Source organism: Streptomyces corallincola, assembly GCF_019104725.1.
Lineage (GTDB): Bacteria > Actinomycetota > Actinomycetes > Streptomycetales > Streptomycetaceae > Streptomyces > Streptomyces corallincola.
The window spans coordinates 33,293-53,920 of the sequence record NZ_JAHRXF010000006.1 but is presented as its reverse complement, the minus strand read 5'-3'; the positions used below and the strand labels follow the sequence as shown (position 1 = coordinate 53,920).

General features: G+C 74.1%; 16 protein-coding genes and 1 pseudogene. 9 read left to right on the top strand and 8 right to left on the bottom strand.

Translation table 11 applies throughout. The annotated features are described in order from the left end of the window. The first annotated feature begins 12 nt into the window (after window positions 1-12). Window positions 13-1,491 carry a glutamate-cysteine ligase family protein gene (locus tag KUM39_RS06695; protein WP_217784475.1) on the top strand — a complete coding sequence of 493 codons (1,479 nt, stop codon included), beginning with the start codon at window positions 13-15 and terminating at the stop codon, window positions 1,489-1,491. A 71-nt stretch (window positions 1,492-1,562) separates the two neighbouring features. Beyond that, a complete protein-coding gene (locus KUM39_RS06690) occupies window positions 1,563-2,171 on the top strand; it encodes a flavin reductase family protein (RefSeq protein ID WP_217784474.1) in 609 nt (202 codons plus the stop codon). A 103-nt stretch (window positions 2,172-2,274) separates the two neighbouring features. On the opposite strand, the gene KUM39_RS06685 is transcribed toward KUM39_RS06690, so the two are convergent. Beyond that, entirely contained in the window at window positions 2,275-3,030 is a 756-nt protein-coding gene (locus KUM39_RS06685; protein WP_217784473.1) for a family 16 glycosylhydrolase, read from the bottom strand. Between the two features lie 232 nt (window positions 3,031-3,262). Here KUM39_RS06685 and KUM39_RS06680 point away from each other — a divergent pair, with 232 nt between their 5' ends. Next, window positions 3,263-4,111: a DMT family transporter gene (locus KUM39_RS06680; protein ID WP_217784472.1), complete on the top strand. Its 849-nt coding sequence runs from the start codon at window positions 3,263-3,265 to the stop codon at window positions 4,109-4,111. Between the two features lie 184 nt (window positions 4,112-4,295). Here KUM39_RS06680 and snpA read toward each other — a convergent pair whose 3' ends face one another. Beyond that, a complete protein-coding gene (snpA, locus tag KUM39_RS06675) occupies window positions 4,296-4,955 on the bottom strand; it encodes a snapalysin (protein WP_217784471.1) in 660 nt (219 codons plus the stop codon). A gap of 186 nt (window positions 4,956-5,141) precedes the next feature. On the opposite strand from snpA, the gene KUM39_RS06670 reads away from it, so the two are divergent. The 3 genes from KUM39_RS06670 to KUM39_RS06660 all read left to right on the top strand — a co-directional run bounded on the left by KUM39_RS06670 (window position 5,142) and on the right by KUM39_RS06660 (window position 8,556). Continuing rightward, window positions 5,142-6,149: a LysR family transcriptional regulator gene (locus KUM39_RS06670; protein WP_217784470.1), complete on the top strand. Its 1,008-nt coding sequence runs from the start codon at window positions 5,142-5,144 to the stop codon at window positions 6,147-6,149. Between the two features lie 107 nt (window positions 6,150-6,256). Further along, window positions 6,257-7,108 (top strand): alpha/beta fold hydrolase, encoded by an 852-nt coding sequence (locus KUM39_RS06665; RefSeq protein WP_308288062.1) that lies wholly within the window; start codon window positions 6,257-6,259, stop codon window positions 7,106-7,108. 233 nt (window positions 7,109-7,341) lie between these two features. Continuing rightward, window positions 7,342-8,556, top strand: a complete 1,215-nt coding sequence (locus KUM39_RS06660; protein ID WP_217784469.1) for a polysaccharide deacetylase family protein — start codon at window positions 7,342-7,344, stop codon at window positions 8,554-8,556. Window positions 8,557-8,574: 18 nt separating this feature from the next. On the opposite strand, the gene KUM39_RS06655 is transcribed toward KUM39_RS06660, so the two are convergent. Beyond that, window positions 8,575-10,320 carry a hypothetical protein gene (locus KUM39_RS06655; protein WP_246619721.1) on the bottom strand — a complete coding sequence of 582 codons (1,746 nt, stop codon included), beginning with the start codon at window positions 10,318-10,320 and terminating at the stop codon, window positions 8,575-8,577. 231 nt (window positions 10,321-10,551) lie between these two features. Here KUM39_RS06655 and KUM39_RS06650 point away from each other — a divergent pair, with 231 nt between their 5' ends. The 3 genes and pseudogenes from KUM39_RS06650 (at window position 10,552) to KUM39_RS06640 (ending at window position 12,903) form a co-directional block, all read left to right on the top strand. After that, window positions 10,552-11,343 carry a DedA family protein gene (locus KUM39_RS06650; protein WP_308288061.1) on the top strand — a complete coding sequence of 264 codons (792 nt, stop codon included), beginning with the start codon at window positions 10,552-10,554 and terminating at the stop codon, window positions 11,341-11,343. Between the two features lie 173 nt (window positions 11,344-11,516). Next, window positions 11,517-11,614, top strand: a pseudogene (locus KUM39_RS06645). A 101-nt stretch (window positions 11,615-11,715) separates the two neighbouring features. After that, the gene (locus tag KUM39_RS06640; RefSeq protein ID WP_217784468.1) at window positions 11,716-12,903 is read left to right on the top strand and encodes an AI-2E family transporter; all 1,188 of its coding nucleotides are present in this window, start codon (window positions 11,716-11,718) and stop codon (window positions 12,901-12,903) included. A 49-nt stretch (window positions 12,904-12,952) separates the two neighbouring features. On the opposite strand, the gene KUM39_RS06635 is transcribed toward KUM39_RS06640, so the two are convergent. The 5 genes from KUM39_RS06635 to KUM39_RS06615 all read right to left on the bottom strand — a co-directional run bounded on the left by KUM39_RS06635 (window position 12,953) and on the right by KUM39_RS06615 (window position 20,606). Next, window positions 12,953-15,244, bottom strand: a complete 2,292-nt coding sequence (locus KUM39_RS06635; protein WP_217784467.1) for a lantibiotic dehydratase — start codon at window positions 15,242-15,244, stop codon at window positions 12,953-12,955. A gap of 148 nt (window positions 15,245-15,392) precedes the next feature. Next, window positions 15,393-15,653 (bottom strand): acyl carrier protein, encoded by a 261-nt coding sequence (locus KUM39_RS06630; protein WP_217784466.1) that lies wholly within the window; start codon window positions 15,651-15,653, stop codon window positions 15,393-15,395. Beyond that, on the bottom strand, window positions 15,650-16,753 hold the full coding sequence (locus tag KUM39_RS06625) for a threonine ammonia-lyase (RefSeq protein WP_217784465.1): 1,104 nt from the start codon (window positions 16,751-16,753) through the stop codon (window positions 15,650-15,652). The genes KUM39_RS06630 and KUM39_RS06625 overlap by 4 nt, the downstream gene beginning before the upstream one ends. Further along, complete coding sequence (locus KUM39_RS06620) at window positions 16,750-18,249, bottom strand: amino acid adenylation domain-containing protein (protein WP_246619736.1); 1,500 nt, start codon at window positions 18,247-18,249, stop codon at window positions 16,750-16,752. Before KUM39_RS06620 ends, KUM39_RS06625 begins: the two co-directional genes overlap by 4 nt. Beyond that, a complete protein-coding gene (locus KUM39_RS06615; RefSeq protein WP_217784464.1) occupies window positions 18,249-20,606 on the bottom strand; it encodes a lantibiotic dehydratase in 2,358 nt (785 codons plus the stop codon). The genes KUM39_RS06620 and KUM39_RS06615 overlap by 1 nt, the downstream gene beginning before the upstream one ends. Window positions 20,607-20,628 lie beyond the last annotated feature (22 nt).

Genomic DNA, 20,628 nt, shown 5'->3' with positions numbered 1-20,628 from the left:
CCTGGAGGGCCGATGGGACGGGACGTCCCGGCGCTCGTGTTCACGCGCGAGGACCGCCGCCGGTACCGGATCAAGATGCGGGACTGCCTGGACGCGTTCGCGCGGATGCTCCGCGACGACCGCTTCGAGGGGGAGCGCCCGCGGGTCGGGCTGGAGATCGAACTGAACCTGGTGGACGACCGGGCCGAGCCCGCGATGCGGAACACGGATGTGCTGGAGGCCATCGCGGACCCGGCGTGGTCCACCGAGCTGGGCCGGTTCAACCTGGAGATCAATGTGCCGCCGCGCGGTCTGACGGCGGGCGGCCCGGACGCCTGGGAGTCGGAGATCCGGGCCGCGCTGAACCACGCGGACGAGCGGGCGGCGTCGGCGGGCGCCCGGCTGGTCACGGTGGGCATCCTGCCGAGCCTGCGGCAGCGGGACATCGGGGCGGAGTCGCTGTCGGAGAGCCCGCGCTACCGACTGCTGAACGACCAGGTGTTCGCGGCGCGCGGGGAGGATCTGCGCATCGAGGTGGACGGCGTGGACCGGCTGCGGACGTACGCGGACACGATCACCCCGGAGGCGGCCTGCACGAGTACGCAGTTCCATCTCCAGGTGTCCCCGGAGAGTTTCCCCGCCTACTGGAACGCGGCGCAGGCGATCGCCGGGGTGCAGGTGGCGCTCTCCGCGAACTCGCCGTTCCTGTTCGGCAAGGAGCTGTGGCACGAGACCCGTGTGCCGCTGTTCGAGCAGGCGACGGACACCCGCCCGGAGGAGATCAAGGTGCAGGGCGTCCGGCCGCGGGTGTGGTTCGGGGAGCGCTGGATCACCAGTGTCTTCGACCTGTTCGAGGAGAACCTGCGGTACTTCCCGGCGCTGCTGCCGCTGTGCGAGGAGGAGGACCCGCTGGACACCCTCGACCGGGGCGACGTGCCGGAGCTGGCCGAGCTGAGCCTGCACAACGGGACGATCTACCGCTGGAACCGCCCGGTGTACGCGGTCGCGGACGGCCGCCCGCACGTGCGGGTGGAGAACCGGGTGCTGCCCGCCGGTCCGACGGTCGCGGACACCCTCGCCAACGGCGCCTTCTACTACGGCCTGACGCGGGCGCTCGCCGAGGAGGACCGGCCGGTGTGGTCGCGGATGTCGTTCGCGGCGGCGGAGGAGAACCTGCACACGGCCGCCCGGCACGGCATCGACGCGCTGCTGTACTGGCCGGGCATGGGCGAGGTGCCGGTGCCGGAACTGGTGCTGCGGCGGCTGCTTCCGCTGGCCCACCGGGGTCTGGAACGGTCCGGGATGGACGCGGCCTGGCGGGAGCCGCTGCTCGGGATCGTCGAACAGCGGTGTGTCACGGCCCGCAACGGCGCGGTGTGGCAGAAGGAGATGCTGCACCGCATCGAGGACGCCGACCACGCGGGCCGCCACGAGGCGCTGCGCCGGATGACCGCGCTGTACATCGACTACATGCATCTCAACGCCCCCGTGCACACCTGGCCGGTTGACTGAGCGGCGCCGGACCCGGCCCCGGGGGGGCACCCGGTGCCGTCGGCGCGCGGCGGGCCGCATAGCGTGCTCCCATGCGCGTCGATCACTCGCCCGAGGTCATGGACCCCGGCTCGTTCTACCGTCTGCTGACCGCCGTGGTGGTCCCGAGACCCATCGCGTGGGTCTCCACCGTCACGGCCGACGGGGCGACGGCGAACCTGGCCCCGCATTCCTTCTTCACGGTGGCCTGCACCGATCCGCCGATCGTGCAGTTCACCTCGGTGGGCCGCAAGGACTCGCTGCGCAACGCGGAGGAGACCGGGGAGTTCGTGGTGAACCTGGCCCCGGAGCAGTTGATGGCGGAGATCAACGCGACGGCGACGGACTTCCCCCGGCACGAGGGCGAGTTCGACGCGGTGGGCATCGCGCGCGAGCCCTCGCTGCGGGTGCGCCCGCCGCGGGTGGCCGCCTCCCCGGTGGCCCTGGAGTGCGTGCTGCACTCCACGCTCCGGCTGGGCGACTCCACCGTGGTGTTCGGCCGGGTGGTGCACGTGGCCGTGGACGAGGGCGTCCTGGTGGACGGCGCGCCCGACATCCGGCGGCTGCGCCCGCTGGCCCGGCTGGGCGGCAACCAGTGGAGCACGGTCGGTGAACTGAGCGAGCTGGCGCGGGTGCCGTACGGGGAGTGGCGGAGCGAGTAGCGTCCCGGCCGCTCTCCTGCGGGCCCGCGCGTCCCCAGTCGTGTCGTTCCTTCTGCCGGCCCGCGCGTCCCGGTGGTCCCTCCTCCGGGCCCGCGGGCCGCGGTCACCCCTCCCCCGCCCCCTCCGCGATCCTCGGTGCGGCCGGGTCCGTCACGGTGCCCGGCCGCCGTACGACGAGGCGGCTCACCTCGAAGGACATCTCGGTGGTGGTGCGGGCGGGTGCCGGGTGGTAGCGGCCCGCGGAGACGGACAGGTTGACGATGAGGTAGGCGTGCCAGTCGCGTCCCACGCCGCGTCCGTCGGCGTAGGCGCGGGTGCCGTTGACCGACCAGACGACCGATCTCGCGCCGAACTCGGTGCGCAGGTCGAGCCAGGCGCCAGGGCGGACGGCGGCGGAGCGGAAGTAGTCGCCGGAGCCGCGCAGGTGGTTGCTGAACTCCAGCAGGTCGGGGTTGTCGGGGTGGTACTCGAAGACGTCGATCTCCTGGCCGCCGTCGCGCCAGGTCCAGATGGCGGGCCAGGCGCCGGTCTCGCGGGGCAGCCTGACCCGTGCCTCCAGGACGTCCCCGGCGCGGACCATGAACCCCTGGGTGCTGCCCTCGGTGGTGAGCAGCCCGGTGTTCCAGTCGCCGTCGGGGCGCCGTCTGGCTCTGAACACCCCGGAGCGGGAGTAGGCGGGGTCGGCCACGAGGTGGTCCAGCTTGTTGTCACCGGGGTTGACCGGGCCGCCACCGGGATACGCCCAGGAGCGTCCGGCCACCCACTGGGCGGCGGAGGCGAAATCGGCCGTGAGGATCACGTCGGACGGGGGCGAGGGGCGCGGAGCCGGTACCGGACCGCTCGGTGTCGGGTTCTCCATGCCGGGTGTCTGTCCGCCTCTCACCGGGTCATGCGCCGCACCGCGCGACACGTCGGGCATATGCCCCGTACGAGTGACGCTGGCGGGGTGCGCGCCGAGTGGCGCGCGGTGGGGCGTGCTCCGGCGCGACGGCCCGCGCCCGCTTCGGGGGCGCGTCCAGCGGGGCTTACGTAGGCTGAGATTCCGAAGATCGGAACTGGTGCCGGGGTGTCCCCGCGGGCGGGAGGCGGTCGTGATCGAACTGGCCGCGGCGTTCGCCGTCGCGGGAGCGGCCAGCAACGCGGCCGGTACGGCGCTCCAGCGCAAGGCGGCGTCCGTGAGCCGCCACGGCGGTCTGCGGCTGCTGGCCGAGCTGATCCGGCGGCCCGCCTGGGTGCTGGGCATGCTCGGGGTGGCGTGCGCGGCGGTGTTCCAGAGTCTGGCGCTGGTGAACGGGCCGCTGGCGCTGGTGCAGCCGCTGTTCATCCTGGAGCTGCCGTTCGCGCTGATGATCGCCGGTCCGCTGATGCACCGCAGGCTGCCCCGTTCGGGGTGGTGGGGCGTGGCCGGGGTGGTGGCGGGCCTGGCGCTGCTGCTGGTGTCGGCCGCTCCGAGCGGGGCGGCCGACCAGGCGCCGATGACCCGCTGGGTGCCCGCGCTGGTGCTGTGCGTCGGGGCGATGGTGGCCGCGGTGACCCTGGCCGGACGCGGGCGGCCCCAGGCGCGCCGGGCGGCGCTGCTGGCGGGGGCGTCGGCGGTCGGCAACGCGCTCACGGCGGCCCTGCTGAAGTCGGCGACGGGCACGTTCGCGGACGAGGGGTTCGCGGCCTTCATGTCCGCCTGGCAGACCTACGGCTTCGCGCTCACCGGCGCGGTCTCGGTGGTCCTGCTGGAGAACTCGCTCCAGGCGGGACCGCTGTACGCGGCGCAGCCGGCGCTCACCATCGGGGACGCGATCGTGAGCCTGGCGCTCGGTGTCGCGCTGTTCGGGGAGTCGATCCGCACGGGGTGGTGGCTGCTGCCGGAGGCGTGCGGGTTCGCGGTGATCGTGGTGGGCGTGGTGGTGCTGAGCCGGGGCGTGGCACGGCTCGCGTACCGCTGAGCGGCCACCACCCAGCGGCCACCACCCACCTGCCACCAGTCCACTGCCCCACCGGCCACCAGCCACCGGTCTACCGCCCCACCGGGCCGCAGACCGCCGCACCACCCCCGCCGGGTGGGGTCCGGCGGAGGTGGTGCGGGCGAGGTCGTCCGGCCGGAGCCGGACGGCACTCAGAAGGTGGCACTCAGCGGGTGGCGTTCAGCTTCTTCACGGCCGCGGCGAGGCCGTTGGCCCAGAGCTGGTTGACGCGGGAGCGCTCGGCCGAGTTCGGGGTGCGGTTGGTGCAGGAGGTGCCGGGGCCGCCGCCGGACATCAGCTCGCTGCACGGGCCGCTGTAGTGATCCGGCAGGCCGAGGACGTGGCCGGTCTCGTGCGCGGTGACGCGGATCGAGTCGTACTGGCGGTTCTGCGCGTAGTCGAGGAAGACGTAGCCGCTGCCGTGGCCGTTGGTGGAGGCGTAGGAGCCGCGCGAGTCGTTGCCCTCGTAGTACGCGAAGTCGCCGGAGCCGGAGGTGGACGCCAGCTTCACGTTGGAGACGGCGCTGTTCCAGATGGAGGCGGAGCTGGATATCTGGGAGCGGAAGCTCGGCGCCTGCGAGGCGTTGTAGTAGACGGTGACGACCTTCAGGCTCGGGTTGGCGGCCTGCTTCTTGGCGACCGAGGCGAGGACGGCGTCGAAGAACGCCTTGTTGTTCTTGGCCTCCTCCGCGGACCCGGTGTAGCGGGAGACCGAAGCGGTGGGCGTCTGGGCTCCGGCCGGGGCGGCGGTGCCGAGCGCGGCCGCGGCCAGACCGGCGCCGAGCGCGAGCGCGACGAGTCTCCTGGGGGCCTTGGACGTGGTCATGTGGGGGCTCCTTCTCGTTCGTGTGGGGTGTGTGAACGATCGGTCACCAAGAGTCTGAGTCAGCACAACGGCCTCCGGAATGATGGCAAGTGGGGATAGCGCGGGGCTATCGATCCCCAACTCGTGCTGATTCGAAGGTGTTTGCACATCTGGCGCCCTCTCACAGGGCACGCTTAGGCTCCCGGCATGGAGCTGGAGGTGAGACACCTGCGAGTGCTGTGCGCGATAGCCGACGCCGGGAGCCTGCATCGGGCCGCGCGTGAACTCGGCATGGCCCAGCCCTCGTTGAGCACCCAGTTGCGGCGCATCGAGCAGACCCTCGGCGGTCAGCTGTTCACCCGTGACCGCACCGGCAGCCGTCCCACTCCGCTGGGGCGGCTGGTGCTGGGCCGGGCCCGGCCGCTGGTCGCGGAGCTGGCGGCGCTGGTGTCCGAGACGCGGGCTGCCGCCGCGCGGTACGCGGCGGGGCCCCGGCCGCGTATCGGGGCGACGGCGAGCCGGGCGCTGCCGGGCTGGCTGCGCCGCCTGCGCGAGCGGGTTCCGGCGGTGGAGCCGAGCCTGCGGATGGACGTCTCCGCCAACTCCCTGCTGCGGCTGGTGGCCGAGGGCCGTCTCGACCTCGCGTTCGTGCACGAGGTGGAGGGCAGTCCGTTGCGCGTCCCCGCCGGGCTGTGCGTGCGGGTGCTGGTGGAGCGCGAGCCGCAGTTCGTGACGCTGGCCGCCGATCATCCGGCGGCGGAACGGCCGGTGGTGGCGCTGGCCGACCTCGCCGGGGACCGCTGGATGGTGGACGGCTCGGTGGACGGCGAGTGGGACGGCCTGTCCAGGGTGCTGCGCGGCGCGGGCCTGGACGCCGATCTGCTGCACGGCGACTATCTGACGGCGTACTCCCTGGCCGCGATCGGCGAGGTGGTCACGGTCAGCCAGCCCACCGCCCGTCCGCGTTCCGACCTCGCCATCCGTCCTCTGGCGGGCGACCCGATCGGCGTGCGCCTGCTGCTCGCGGCCCGCACGGAGGAAGAACTGGAGGAGAACTACCCGGAGTTGGCGGACTCCTACTGGGAGGCGGCCCGGCAGTCGCCGCCGTACCTGGAGTGGCTGGCCCGCGAGCAGACGGAGTGGCCCGACGGCCCGCCGGAGCCGTGGGACGCGGAGGAGGCGGAGCGCGGCGGCCCGGCCGTGGTGGGCGCCTGACGGCTCCGGAGGCGTACGGGCCCGGCGGGTGGGGCGACCGATGAGTTCCGGCGCCCCGCGCGGTCGTCACCGGTGAACCTGTCCCCCTTACCGGAAGGTGCCCCACCGTGAGCGCGTACGACATCACCGACCTGGAGATCGGACTGCCCGGCGGGCGGCGGCTGCGGGTGTACGACACCGGTCCGGCCGGTGGCCCGGTGGTGCTGTGGCAGCACGGCACGCCGAACGTGGGGACGCCGCCCCGGCCGCTGTTCGCCGCGTCCGCCCGGCTCGGGGTGCGCTGGGTGGGGTTCGACCGGCCCGGCTACGGCGGGTCCACGCGCGTGCCGGGGCGGACCCTCGGTTCGGTGGCCGGGGACGCGGCGCGGGTGGCGGACGCGCTGGGGATCGGGCGGTTCGCGGTGCTGGGCCACTCCGGGGGCGCGTCGCACGCCCTGGCGTGCGCGGCGGTGCTGCGGGACCGGGTGACGGCGGTGGCGGCCGGATCGGGCCTGGCGCCGTACGGCGCCGCGGGGCTGGACTGGTTCGCGGGGATGGCACCGTCCTGCCGGGCGTCGCTGACGGCGGCCGTGGCGGGCCGGGCGGCCAAGGAGCGGCACGTGGCGACGGCGGACTACGACCCGGAGATGTTCACCCCGGCCGACCACGCGGCCCTGGCCGGACCGTGGAAGTGGTTCGCGGAGGTCGTCGGACCGGCCGTCGCCGGGGGTCCGGACGGTCTGATCGACGACGACCTGGCCTACGTACGCCCGTGGGGCTGCGACCCGGCCACCGCCACCGCCCCGGTGCTGATCCTGCACGGCGGCCGGGACCGGGTCGTCCCCGTGTCCCACGGCCGCTGGCTGGCGGCGCGCTGTCCGGGCGCGGAGTTCCGGGAGCGGCCGGAGGACGGCCACCTGTCGGCGCTGGCCGGGGCGGAGGCGGCACTGGAGTGGCTGGTGGAGCGGGCGGCGCCCTGAGCGCACCCCGGACCCGACGGCGCCCCCTGAGCGCTCCCCGGACCGACAGTGCGCCCTGAGCGCGCCACGGACCCGGCGTCCGGTGGGCGTGATCCGGGTTTGGCGGCGCCTTTGCCCGCCACGCCGCCGCAAATGCCCCTTTCATACGCTTATCGACTCTACGGTGCCGTGTGTCGTGGACAGCACAGGGGGAGCGCACAACGCGCCCGGCGACGGCGCGGGTTGGGATGCCTATGAGTGGAATCACCCGCCGGGGCGCGGTACGCCTCGGGCTGGCCGCCGGGCTCGGTCTGGCGACCGTCTCCCTGAACGGGCCCGGTGACGAGGACGACGCGGGCGGCCCGCTGGCGGGCACCGAACCGGCGCGGGCCATCGGGGACGGCTCGACCGCCCACACCGGCCGACAGCCCCGCCAGCCGGACGCACCCGTCCCGCTGGAACCCGGCGAGACCCCGCCGCAGTTCGTGGTGTTCTCCTGGGACGGCGCGGGCGAGGTCGGCACCGGACTCTTCGCCCGGTTCCTGGACCTGGCCAGGGCCCACGACGCGCGGATGACGTTCTTCCTCTCCGGGCTCTATCTGCTGCCGGAATCCAAGAAGGGGCTGTACCGCCCGCCGGGCAACCCGGTCGGCGCCTCCGACATCGGCTACCTCTCCGACGCGCACATCCGCGACACACTCCGGCTGGTCCGCCGCGCCTGGCTCGAAGGGCACGAGATCGGCACGCACTTCAACGGCCACTTCTGCTCGGGCGACGGTTCGGTCGCCAACTGGACACCGGAGCAGTGGCGCTCGGAGATCGACCAGGCGCGTACCTTCGTCACGTCCTGGCGCACCCACACGGGGTGGCGCGACGAACCTCCGCTCCCCTTCGACTACGGCACCGAGCTGATCGGCGGCCGGACCCCGTGCCTGCTGGGCCAGGACAGCCTGCTGCCGACGGCCCGTGCGCTGGGCTGGCGGTACGACGCGTCCTCGCCGGGCGGGGTGCAGCGCTGGCCGGTGCGGCGGGGCGGGCTGTGGGACCTGCCATTGCAGAGCATTCCGTTCCCCGGCCACTCCTTCGAGGTCCTGTCGATGGACTACAACATCCTGGCCAACCAGTCCGGCAACTCCACCCGCGCCCCCGCCCAGCATCACCCCGCCTGGCGGTCGCAGGCCACCGAGTCGTACCTCGCCGGGTTCCGCCGGGCGTACGACACCAACCGGGCGCCGCTGTTCATTGGCAACCACTTCGAGGAGTGGAACGGCGGCATCTACATGGACGCGGCCGAGCAGGCGCTGCGGCAGATCTCGTACTGGCCGGACGTGCGACTGGTGTCGTTCCGGCAGTTCGTGGACTGGCTGGACGCGCAGAATCCGGAGATGCTGCGCGTCCTGCGCTCGCTGGAGGTCGGGGAGAGTCCGCCGGGCGGCTGGTCGGCCTTCCTGCGCCCGGCGGCGGGCTGACGGGCACCCCGGCGGAGGTCAGAGGGTCGAGCCGCCGAGGGTCTGCGTGGTGTACGCGCACTCCGTGTAGACGTATCCGGAGCGGAGCTTGGCGGTGTCGGAGGCGGGCCGGGCGGCGGTGCTGCTCGGCTTGTGCACGAAGTAGGTGGTGCCGACGGGCAGGCTGAGGGTGCGCTGCGGGTAGTTCTTGCCGCTGTCGTTGCAGGGCTTGAACCCGATCAGCAGGGTGCTGCTGAACGAGTACGCCCGGCAGCTGCCGCAGCCCTTCAGCGTGAAGCTGCCGGTGACGGGGCCGGTGTAGAGGACGGTGACGTCGTCGGGGCTGTCGTTCTTGACGGTGACGGAGATGCTGCCGCCGGAGTCGGTGGTGGGCAGCGACCTGCCCGCGTCCGGGAGGGTCTGCGCGACCTCGGCACCGATGGCGATCTTCTTGGCCCGGTCGCGGTTCTTGCCGCGCGCGTCGGCGGAGACGTACCCCTCCATCGTCTTCTGCGCGGCGGCGAAGTCCTTGTCCTTGTACTGCTGGACGCCGCAGGCGTACTCCCCGGCATCCCCGCTGCGCCCGGCACGGCCCGCCGAGGCCGTCAGGTCGCCGCTCGCGCCCCCGGCGGACGGGACCAGGCCGGTGATCCGTGTGGACAGGTCGTGCAGCCGCTGCACGGCGGTGCACGGCTGGGACCCGGAGACGCCCTTCTCGGCGCTCGCCACCGCCGCGTCCACCGCCGGGGCGACCTTCGCGGCGGGCGCGGAGTCCGGGAAGGTGCCCAGAAGGTCCCCGAAGCTGGTCACCCAGTCGGCAGCGCCGTCCCGCGCGAGCCCGTCCGAGCCGCACGCGTACAGCGAGGTGGCGAGCCGGTCGTCGGGCCAGCGGGTCAGCGAACCGAGCTGGTCGCGGGGCATGGTGCGCGGAACGGTGCGCAGATACTTCAGCGGCGCGACGGCGTCGCAGTAGTCCTGGTGGCCGTAGGGGGCGCCGACGGTGGTGTAGAAGGTGCGCATCCGGTCCGGGACCCGGTCGGCGGCGCGGCTGCCCGCGTGGTGGACGGCGAGGTCCCGGTACACACCGAGGGCGGTGCCGTAGTCGGACCGGGCGGACTCGAACCGTTCCCCGCCGGACGCCGTCACCAGCCGGTCGGCCCGCTCCAGCCGGTCGAGCAGCGCCTGCTGCACGGCCTCCTCGTGCGCGTCCCGGTACCAGAGCGTCCCGCCCACGGGTACGGCGAGGAGGACGAACCCGAGCAGCAGGGCGAGGGGCGCGCGGCCGGGCCAGGTGAGGCGGTGCCGCAGGCCGACGAAGGCACCGTGCACGGCCGCGAGCAGCAGTACGACGCCGTAGGCGACCAGGGCGCCACTGGAGACGCCGTCCGCGTCGGCGGGCAGGGCGACGAGGAGGAGGACCACCGTGGCCGCGAGACACACGGCCATCGGCAGCCAACGCCTGAGCAGGGCGTACCCCAGGCCGAGGCCGCTGAGGTTGAGCAGTGCGACGGCGGCGGCACGGGCGCCGTCCGGCGGGGCGAGGGGCGGCGCGGCGGGTCGGGGCGGCACCCCGCCAAAGCCCGGATGCCCCTGGGCGCCCTGATAGCCCTGCTGCACCTGGTAGCCGTGGTAGTCCTGATCGGGCGGGGGCGTCGGGTACGGATGGGACGGCGGGGACGCCTGGGGCGGGGGCGGGTTGCCGCCGGGCGGCCGGGTCCCCTCGTTCCCCTGGTTCCCGTGCTGGTCCTGGTGCCCCTGATGAGGACCGTACTGATCGCCGGACATGATGTGCTCCCCCCGTTGCGACTGCCCCCGCAGCCGCGAAGAGAAAGTCTACGGCGGTCCGGAGGGGTCGCGCAGGGGATATGCCCAGCTTGGTGCACGTCCACTCGGCGACACACGGCGCGAAGCGGCGGCAGGTATTCCGCGGCGCGTCCCGGCCGCTCTGCGCGCGCCCGCGCGGCGATCACGGGACACTGGGCGGAAAGCGATGTATCGGCGGATTACGGGAGGCGAGTGGCGGTGTACGCCGTCGATCCCACGGACAGCGCGTCACTGCTCGCCGCGTTCGGCGCGCTGGGCGTCCTGGCGGTGATCTTCGCGGAGTCCGGGCTGCTCGTCGTGGGTTTCCTGCTGCCCGGTGACACCCTGCTGTTCCCGGCCGGGGTGCTGTGCGCGGCGAGCGGGGCCGGGGCGCCGCGTCTCGCGTTGTGGCAGGTGCTGCTGTGCGCGGCGGTCGGCGCGGTCGCGGGCGGCCAGGTCGGTTATCTGATCGGACGGCACGGCGGCCGTCCCCTGCTCGCCCGCACCTCACGGCGGCGCGTACGGCAGAGCGCGGCACGGGCCGAGGAACTGCTCGCCCGCTACGGCTACCGCAAGGCGCTGGTGATCGGCCGCTTCGTCCCGCTGCTGAGGTCCGTCCTGCATCCGGCCGCCGGCGCCCTGGGCGTGCCGACCCGGACGTTCACCCTGTGGGCGGCCGTCGGCGGGGTGCTGTGGTCGCAGACGGTGGTGCTGGCCGGGTATCTGCTGGGCTCGTCCCTGGCCGACGTGGACGACTTCCTGCTGCCGATGATCCTGGCGATCGTGGCGCTGTCGGCGCTTCCGCTGCTGGTGGAGGCGCGGAGGTCGCGGACGGCTCGGCGGAGGCGGGCGGTGGCGGGGACGGGCGACCCAGAGAGGGCGGAAGGGCCGCCGGAGCGGGACGGTGGTGGCGCGGAGAGCAGGGAGCCCGTGAACCCCGTCGAGTCCGTCGAGTCCGTCGAGTCCGTCGAGCAGGACGGCCCGGAGCGGCCGAGCGCGTGCTGACCGCATGCGGCCTGTCGCACGCCGTACGCCGCCATCCGCACGCCGCATGCAATCCCGCAGTCTCCCCATCCCGCGTCCGGACTCCCACGTCAGCCACGCGTCAGCGTGCTGTCAGCCTCCTCCGGCACAGTTCTTCTTGTGAGCGGCACGGGAAACCGGAAAGCCGGTCACAGGGAGAGGTGCCCGGAGTGGCTGATCGGGGACCGCAGAGCATGCCTCCAAGGTCGGGCCTTTCACGAGGCCCACGCAGGTTCGAATCCTGCCCTCTCCGCCGATGACCCGCCCCGGCGCGTTGTCCGCCCCGCCCTCCACCGTGCGCTTACCGTTCTCGGGACGTGACGGAGAGTCAGCATCCGGGCGGAGGCGGTCGGCGTGGTGGGCGGTACCGGGCGGGGGCGGCGCACGAGAGCGGGACGCGGGACCGGCCGTGGGGTGCCCAGCAGTCGGCCGGGGTACTCCGTACGGCTCCCACCGGGAGCTCGTCCCGCACCGGACGTGCCGGTACCCCGTCGTCCCGCGCCGTGGCTGCGCGTCTCCGCCGCCTACGCCTGGCGGCTCATCCTGGTCGGCGCCATCGTGTACGGCGTCTTCGGGGTGCTGGGCCGGTTCCAGCTCATCGCGGTGGCCGTGTTCCTGGCTCTGGTGATCACCTCCGTACTGCATCCCCTGGCCGATCTGCTGGACCGGTTCATGCCGCGACCGCTCGCGGTGATCGTGACCGTGGTCGGGAGCGCCCTGGTGGTGCTGGGGCTGCTCGCGCTGATGGGGAACGCGGTGGCGGGCGAGTGGGCGCGGCTCGCCGGTGAGTTCCGGGGCGGTGTCCGGCGGATCGAGGTGTGGCTTCAGGGACCGCCGTTCCGGATCGGTCCGGGGCAGCTCACCGAGTTGCAGCGCCAGGTGACCGCGTATCTCTCGGGGCATCGGGCGAGCCTGCTGAGCAGCGCGGTCTCCGGTCTGGGCCGGGTGGTGGAGGTGATCACGGCCGGTGCGCTGGCGCTGTTCGCGGCGATCTTCTTCATCCATTCCGGGCCCCGGATGTGGGAGTGGATCTGCGACGAGCTGCTGCCCCGGCACGCCCGGCCGGTGTGGGATCTCGCGGGCTGCGCCGCCTGGCGGACGTTCGCCGGGTACACGCGCGGGATCATCATCGTGGCGGCCACCAATGCCGCGCTGGTGGGTGTCGCGCTGTTCGTCCTGCGGGTGCCGCTGGCGCTGCCGCTGACCCTGCTGGAGTTCGTTGCCGCGTTCGTGCCCCTGGTCGGCTCGCCGGTGGCGCTCGGGATCGCCACGGTGGTGGCGCTAGCGGGGCGCGGTCCGCTGACGGCGGCGGCGGTGCTGGTGCTGATCGTGCTCATCGGTGAGCTGGAGGGGCATGTGCTGCATCCGCTGGTGATGAGCTGGGCGGTGCGGCTGCATCCGCTGGTGGTGGCCGTGTCGGTGATCGCGGGGAGCATCGTGGCCGGGGTGATCGGGGCGGTGGTGGCGGTGCCGTTCGTCTCGGTGGTGTGGGCGGTGCTGCGCACGCTGCGCGGCCGGGCGCGCCACCCCGCCGAGCCGTAGCGGCGGCTGCCGGTGCGTGGCCGCGCACCGGCACGCCGGTCGGCCGTCCTCACCCCTCCCCTGCCGTGTCGAATGCCACGAACCGCAGCTCCGAGGTGTAGCGCCGCCCTTCGTCGTCGGTGAGCCAGGACTGTTCCGGGGTCGGCAGCATCTCGGTGACGGTGATCCTGCCGTCGGGGTCCTTGCGGGCGAGGCGGCGCAGTGCCTTGGCGAGCACGGTGACGTAGACGGGGCTGTCGAAGTCCACGTAGAACGGGCGGGGTTCGGTCGGGGAGACGACGAACACGAAGCGGGGCAGGCCGAGTCGTTCGCGCCAGCGGCGGGCGCGGACGTAGCGCCGGGCCTCGTCCTTCTCGTCCGCGAACCCGGCCTCGGCGGCGGGCAGTTGCCAGGTCTCGCGGGCGACGACCAGTCGGCCGACGGTGACCCGCGGGGTGTGGTTGGTGGCGGGCAGCGGGCGGAACAGGTCCATCGCCAGGGTCGTCAGGACGTGCGCGAACACGTCCAGGGCCGGGAACTCGGAGCCGTCCGGGAGCCGCACGAGCAGGTGTCCGTCGCGTTCGGTGACGGTGGCGTCGGCGCTGCGGACGGTGCGCGGCCGGGCCGGGTCGGCGGTGAAGTCCGCGAGCGCCACCTGGTGGTCCTCGGGGCGTACGAGGGTCTGGCGGACGCGTACGGAGAGCCGGGAGCGGTTCTCCTTCGGGATCAGCGGCAGCAGGCGCGGGCCGGGGTGGTCGCGGTCGGTGAGGGCGAACAGCTCCTCGACAGCGGGGTGTTGGTGGGTGAAGAGGGAGGCGCCGAGGGTGTTGGAGGCGAGGTGGAGTTCGCCGAGGACGAGGGTGAAGTCGCCGCGTGCCACGGCGTCGGCGCCGTCGGCGGCGAGCATGATGTCCGGGCTGAGGTAGCGGGCGGCGGTCCAGCCACCGGCCTCGCCGCCGAACTCCGCCCGCACCCGGGCCTCCACGTCCTCGACGGCGACGTCCACCCGGCGGGCGCCGTCCGGTACGGCCAGGACGCGGCTCCAGCGGGCGGCGAACTCACCCTGGAGGCGGTCGGCCGCCGCGCGGGCCGGACCGTGCAGTACGGGGAGGCACCCGAACCAGAAGGACGCGAGGTCAACGGGTCCGCCCTCGGCGGCCAGCCGGGCGTACACGGTACGGGCCTCCGCCTCGACGGCCGCGGCCAGCCGGGCGGTGAGCCAGCCCGCGCTGTCCATCAGGGCGCCCAGCGGGTGCAGCGCGTCCAGGACGGCGGGGCCGAGCCGGGCGGTGACGGAGCGGCGGGTGTCGGAGTAGACGAGGGCCCGGCAGGGCGCGGTGGACGCCGACTTCTCCCGGACGGCGGGCGTGCCGGTGAGCGCGACGAAGGTCTCCTCCAACTCGCTCATGGCGCTGATGAGTTGGTCGGTGTCGCGGGCGGCGGCGACCTTGCGGCGGCCCTCCTCCAGGCGGTCCAGGGCGGCGAGGCCCCGCTCGCGCGGCTCGGGCGCTCCGACGGTCTCCAGCCAGGCGCGCAGGGCGCGGTCGGGGTGGGTTCCGGCGGGGATCTCCAGCCGCCGGACCACCCAGCGGCGGGCGACCAGGTCCGCGAGGACGGCCGGGACGTCGGTGCCGGGCAGTTCGGCGGCGAGGGCGCGGGCGGTGCGGATGCCGTCGCAGCGGGCGAGGACGGCGGCGGTCTCCTCGGGGACGGTCACCGGGCGCCGTCCGGGCACCCGGACCCGGTCGCCGTCGAGGACGAGGAACGGCACGCGCCGGGGCGCGGTCCATTCGTGGAGCGCGGGGTCGTCGTCGAGGGTCTTCGCCAGTGCGTCGATGCCCCAACTGGCCCAGTAGACCGTGGAGTCGGCGGTCAGTCCGGCGCCCGGTTCCAGGGTGACGCCCTCCGTGGCGGTGTCCCAGCGGCCCCAGCCGACCGGGCCGAAGAAGCCGATGGTGTCGTTCTTCACGCAGAACCGCTGCCAGTAGTGCGCGACCAGTTCCTCCCGCTGCCTGGGCATGCTGCTGCGGCTGTTGGCGGTCGGCGTCCAGCGCAGGAACGGCGCGATGCCCGAGGTGAGCACCGGCCGGTTCTGCCAGGCGACGGCCGTGCGGAACGCGGGATCGCGGGCGATGTCCTGGAGGACGCGGGCGTTCTCCACGGCGGTGTCCGCGAAGAGACCCGTGAACTCGCCCCAGGGCGTGCCGTCGAGGGGATCTGCGGTGCCGAACTTGTCGGCGGCCTCGGCCAGTCCGGCCGGGGCGAGGCGCAGCACACCGTCGGCGGGGAAGCCCGGTCCGCGCAGGGCGAACTGGTCCCACAGCCGCCAGCGCCCGAGGGACGGCGCGAGGTCTTCGGTCATGGCGGGGCTCTCCTTGGCGGGTAGGCGGTCGAGTCCGTTGCGAAGAAGGGGGGTGGAGCGCGGTGCGGGGTGCGTGGAGGGGCCGGGGGCGGCTGTGGGGAGCCGCGCCCCCTGACGCGGTCGGGGGGAATCCGCTCGTACGGCCCGGTCAGGCCGCGCCGAAGTCCGCGTCCACCACCTCGGCCAGGTCGCGCGGCGTCGGGTAGGCGAAGACCAGGGAGACGGGCACGTCCACGCCCAGGGCGTCCTGGAGGCGGCCGGTGATCTGGAAGGCGGTGAGGGAGTCGCCGCCCGCCTCGTAGAAGTCGGTGTCCGGGGTGAGGTCGGCCAGGTCCAGCACCTCGCGGAAGATGCCGACCAGCAGGTCGAGGGTGGAGACGGCGGCGGCGTTGGCGGTGTCGATGCTCATGACGTGTGCTCCTCGGAGTAGGTGGTGGTGCGGAGGGTGTGCAGGCGGTCGGGGGTGTTGCCGCCGGAGACGACGGCCACGGCGTGTTCGCGGCGCCCGGCCCGGAGTGCTCCGGCCAGGGCGACGGCCCCGCTGGGTTCGGCGTCGGTGCCGAGCCGGTGGAGCAGGGCGGCGGCGGCCAGGATCTCCGCGTCGCCCACGGCGATCAGCTCGTCCACACGGTCGCGGACGACCGGGTAGGTGACGGTGCCGGGGTACTGGCCGCGCAGTCCGTCGGCGACGGTGGTGCCGGGCGGCAGCCGGACGGGGTGCCCGGCGGCGAGGGAGCGGGCGTAGCGCGGGGTCCCGGCGGGTTCCACGCCGACGACCCTTACGGGTCGGCCCTGAGCGGCGAGGCAGACTCCGGCGAGGAGTCCGCCGCCGCCGACCGGGACGTAGACGGTCTCGGTGTCGGGGGCGTCGGTCAGGATCTCGGTTCCGACGGTGCCCTGTCCGGCCACGACCAGCGGGTGGTCGGAGGAGGGGATCAGTACGGCTCCGCTGCGGGCGGCGAGTTCCCGCGCGCGGTCCTCCCGTTCGGCCACTCCCCCGCCGACGGTGACCGTCTCGGCGCCGAGCCCCCGGATGGCGGCGGCCTTGGCGGGTGCGGCGCCCGCCGCCAGGACCACGGTGAGCCGGAAGCCGAGGGTACCGGCGAGCCGGGCCAGGGCGATGCCGTGGTTCCCGGACGAGCCGGTCACCACCCGGTCGGCGCCCAGCGCGAGCACGGCGTTGGCGGCCCCCCGCACCTTGAACGAGCCCGCCGGTTGCAGGTGTTCGGCCTTCAGCAGCACCCGTGGACCGCCCGCCGCGCGGGGACCGGGCAGCAGCGGGGTGTGGACGGCGTACGGCGCGATGCGCGCGGCGGCGGCGAGGAGGTCGGCGTGACCGAGCACGGAGTCGGACGGTGCGGGTGCGGTGCCGGTGCCGGATACGGAGCCGGGTCCACCGTCGGTGAGTGGGGAGTTGACACCCGCCGTGTCGTAGCCGCCGACAACGGCAGTGCCCGGTAGTGGAGTTGGCCTGTACCGCCGTGCGGTGCGCAGGTCGGTGGCGTTCATGCCGTGCCCCCCGCGGGAGTTGCCGCGAGGAGGCGGCGGTCGGCCTTGCCCGCGCGGTTGGTGGGCAGGGTGTCGAGGCGGGCGAAGCGGCGGGGCATCAGGTGCGGGGGCAGTGAGCGGGCGAGGTGGCGGCGCAGTTCGGCGTCGGTGGTGCCGGTGAGGGCGCCGGTGACATGGGCGACGAGGTGGACGCGGGCCCGGTCGTCGCGGTGCGCGGTGACGACGGCACCGGTGATCTCCGGGTGGCCCAGCAGGGCGCCCTCGACCTCGGCGGGGTCCACACGGTGGCCGCGTATCTTCACCTGCCGGTCGGTGCGCCCGGCGTAGTGCAGGACGCCGTCGGTGAGGTGGCCGAGGTCGCCGGTGCGGTAGAGACGGGTGCCGGGCGGCCCGTAGGGGTCGGGTACGAAGCTCGCGGCCGTCCGGGCGGGTCGGCCGCCGTAGCCCCGCGCCACCCCGGCGCCGCCGATGTGGACCTCACCGACCGTGCCGTCCGGCACTTGGCGCAGGTCGGCGTCGAGGACACGGACGACGGTGTCCGGGCGGGCGGTGCCGACGGGGTCGCCGTCCTGGACGTGGGCGGGCACGGCGTACCGGGTGGTGGTCATGGTGCACTCGGTCGGCCCGTACTGGTTGATCAGCGTGCCGGGCACCAGGGCCCGTCCCCCGGCGGCCAGGAAGGGCCGCAGGGACTCGCCGCTGCACGCCACCAGCCCGACGCCCGCCAGGCTGTCGCCGCCGGGCTGTCCGGCGAGGTGGGCGAGGAACGACGGGGTGGTGCTGAGCAGGGCGGTGATCCGGTGCTCGCGCACCGTGCGGACGAACTCCTCGGGGCGCAGCAGCCGCGCCCGGTCCACGACGACCAGACGGGCCCCGGCGAGCAGGGGTACGAAGGTGTCGCGGAGCGAGGCGTCGTAGCCGAGCGGCGCGCTCTGCAGCGCCACCGTGTCCGGGCCGAGTCCGAAGGCGCGGGCGGTGTCCCTCACGTACCCGTCCAGGCCGCGGTGTTCGATGAGTACGGCGCTGGGCTCGCCGGTGCTGCCGGAGGTGTGGCTGACGTAGGCGAGGGCGCGCGGGTCGGCACCGGACGGCGGGCGGACGGGGGCGGTGGTCGGGCCGGGCCGGTCGAGGTGGACGGCGGGCAGGCCGAGGTCGAGGGCGGGGGCGAGCTGTGACGTGGTCAGCAGCAGGCGGGCGCCCGCGCTGCGGGTGAATCCGGTGAGGCGTTCGCGGGGCTGCCGCACGTCCAGGGTGAGGAAGGCCGCCCCGCAGCGCAGGACCGCCGCCATCGCGGCGACCGCGCGGGTGCCGTGCTCGACGCCGACCGCGCACACGGTCTCCGGTCCGACTCCGTGGGCGAGCAGGGTTCGGGTGATCTCCTCGATGTGGGCGGCGAGTTGGGCGTAGGTGGTCTCGCCCTCGGGGGTGCTGAGCGCGACGCGGTCCGGGTTCCGGGCGCCGTGGGCGAGGAGGTCGTCGGCGAGGGTGCGCATCATCACGCGTCCCCCTCGCCGGAACGGGTGCCGGGGGCAGTTGAGTTGGGACCGGTGACGGTCTGGTCCACGGCGACGAAGCGGAGTTCGGAGGTGTAGCGGTTGCCCGCGTCGTCGGTGAGCCAGGACTGCTCGGGGGTGGGCAGCATCTCGCTGATCTTGAGCCGGGCGTCGGGGTCCTTGCGGGCGAGGCGTCGGGCGGCCTTGGCGAGGATGGTGACGTAGACGGGGCTGTCGAAGTCCACGTAGAACGGACGGGGTTCGGTGGGGGAGACGACGAACACGAACCGGGGCAGGTCGTGCCGCCGCTGCCAGTGCCGGGCCCGCACGAACCGCGCTGCCTCCGCCTTCTCGTCGGCGAAGTCGATTCCGGAGACGGGGAGTTGCCAGGTTTCGCGGGCCAGGGTCATCCGGTCCACGGTGATCCGCGGGGTGTGGTCGCCCTCGGGGCGCAGGGTGAAGCGGTCCATGACGCGCTGGGTGAGCGTGTTGGCGTACACGTCGAGCAGGTCGTGGGCGGTGCCGTCGGGCAGCACGGCGAAGAGGCGTCCGGCGCGGTCCTCGACCGTGACGTCGGCACCGAGCAGGGTGTGCGGGCGGTGCGGGTCGCCGGTCTGGTCCACGAGGGCGACGTAGTGGTCCTCGGGGCGCTCCAGGGAGGGGCGGCTGCGGGAGGACCACTTCAGGGGCAGTTCCTTGGGCAGCATGGGGAGCAGGCGCGGGCCGGGGAAGTCGCGGGTGGTCTCCGCGATCAGCTCGTCCCGGTCGGCGTGCTGGTGGACGAAGAGGGAGGCGCCCATCGTGTTGAGCGCGCAGTGCATCTCGCCGAGGACGAGTCGCACGTCCCCTCGGGCGAGGGCCGCGTCGTCCTCGGCGGTGACCAGCACGTCGGGGCTGATGTAGCGGGCGAGGGACCAGCCGTCGCCGGGTTCGTCGAACTCCCGCCGTACACCGTCGGCCAGTTCGGCGGTGGTGCGGTGGACGCGGCGGGCACCGTCCGGGAGGTCGAGGACGCGGGCCCACTTGGCGCGGAGTTCGGCCTGTACGGCGTCGATCAGGTCGCCGGCCTCCGGGTGCGGGGAGGGCAGGGTGTGCAGCCACAGGGCGCCGAGGTCCACCGGGGCACCGGAGGAGGCGAGTTGGTCGTGGGCGGTGCGCAGGCGGGCGCGGATGCCCTCCGCGAACCGGTTGGTCATCCAGCGGGCGGCGGTCAGGCACAGGGTGAGCGGTTCGAGGTGGCCGAGGAGTCCGGCACCGGCGGTGGCGGTGGCCGCGCGGCGGGCGTCGGAGTACACCAACCCCCGGCAGGGAGCGGTGCGTTCGCCCTTGGCGCGCTGGGCGTCGCTGTCGGTGAGGGCGGCGAAGTCGGCCTCCAGGGCGCCGATGGCGGCGGTGAGCGCGTCGGCGTCGTGCCCGGCGGCGCGCACCGCGTCCCGGCCGCGCTCCAGGACGGCGAGGCGGCCGAGGGCGCGGTCACGGGCCTCCCCGTCGGGGACGCGTTCGAGGATGGCGCGCAGGGCCCGGTCGGGGTGGGTGGAGGCGGGCACGTCGAGTCTCCACCGTACCCAGCGCCGGGCGACGAGGGCGCGGACGGTGTCGGCGGCCTCGTCCGGGGTGATCCCCAGCTCGGCGGCGACGGCGTCGGTGGTGCGGGTGCCGTCGCAGCGGCCCAGGACGGCGAGCGTACGGGCGTCCGGCTGCTGCGCGGGGCGGCCGGGGACACGTACCGTGCCGTTCTCGACGCGGACGAAGGACACCCGGCACGGCGGAATCCAGCGCATCAACTCGGCGTCCTCGGCGAGGACTTGGGCGATGGCGTCGATGGCCCAGCCGGAGAAGTAGACCTCGGAGGCGGCGAGGAAGCCCGCACCGGGGTGCACGGCGACGGCGTCCTGCGCGGCGGTGTCCCAACGGCCCCAGCCGACCGGGCCGAAGAAGCCGATGGTGTCGTTCTTCACGCAGAACCGCTGCCAGTAGTGCGCGACCAGTTCCTCCCGCTGCCTCGGCATGCTGCTGCGGCTGTCGGCGGTCGGCGTCCAGCGCAGGAACGGCGCGATGCCGGTGCGCAGGACGGCCGGGTTCTGCCAGGCAAGCGCGGCCTGGAAGCGGGGGCGGGCGGCGATCTCCTGGAGGTGGCGGGCGGTGCCCACGGCGGCCTCGCGCAGCTCGTCGGTGAACGCCTGCCAGTCCGGGCCGGTGAGTTCGGTGCCGGGCCCGAACTTGTCGGCGGCCTCGGCGAGTCCGGCGGGGGCGAGGCGCAGGACGCCGTCGGCGGGGAAGCCGGGGCCGCGCAGCGCGAAGTGCTCCCACAGCCGCCAGCCTCCGCCCGGCAGCAGGACTGGTGCGTGCTCGTCCGACATCGCGTGGCTCCTTCCGGAAAGG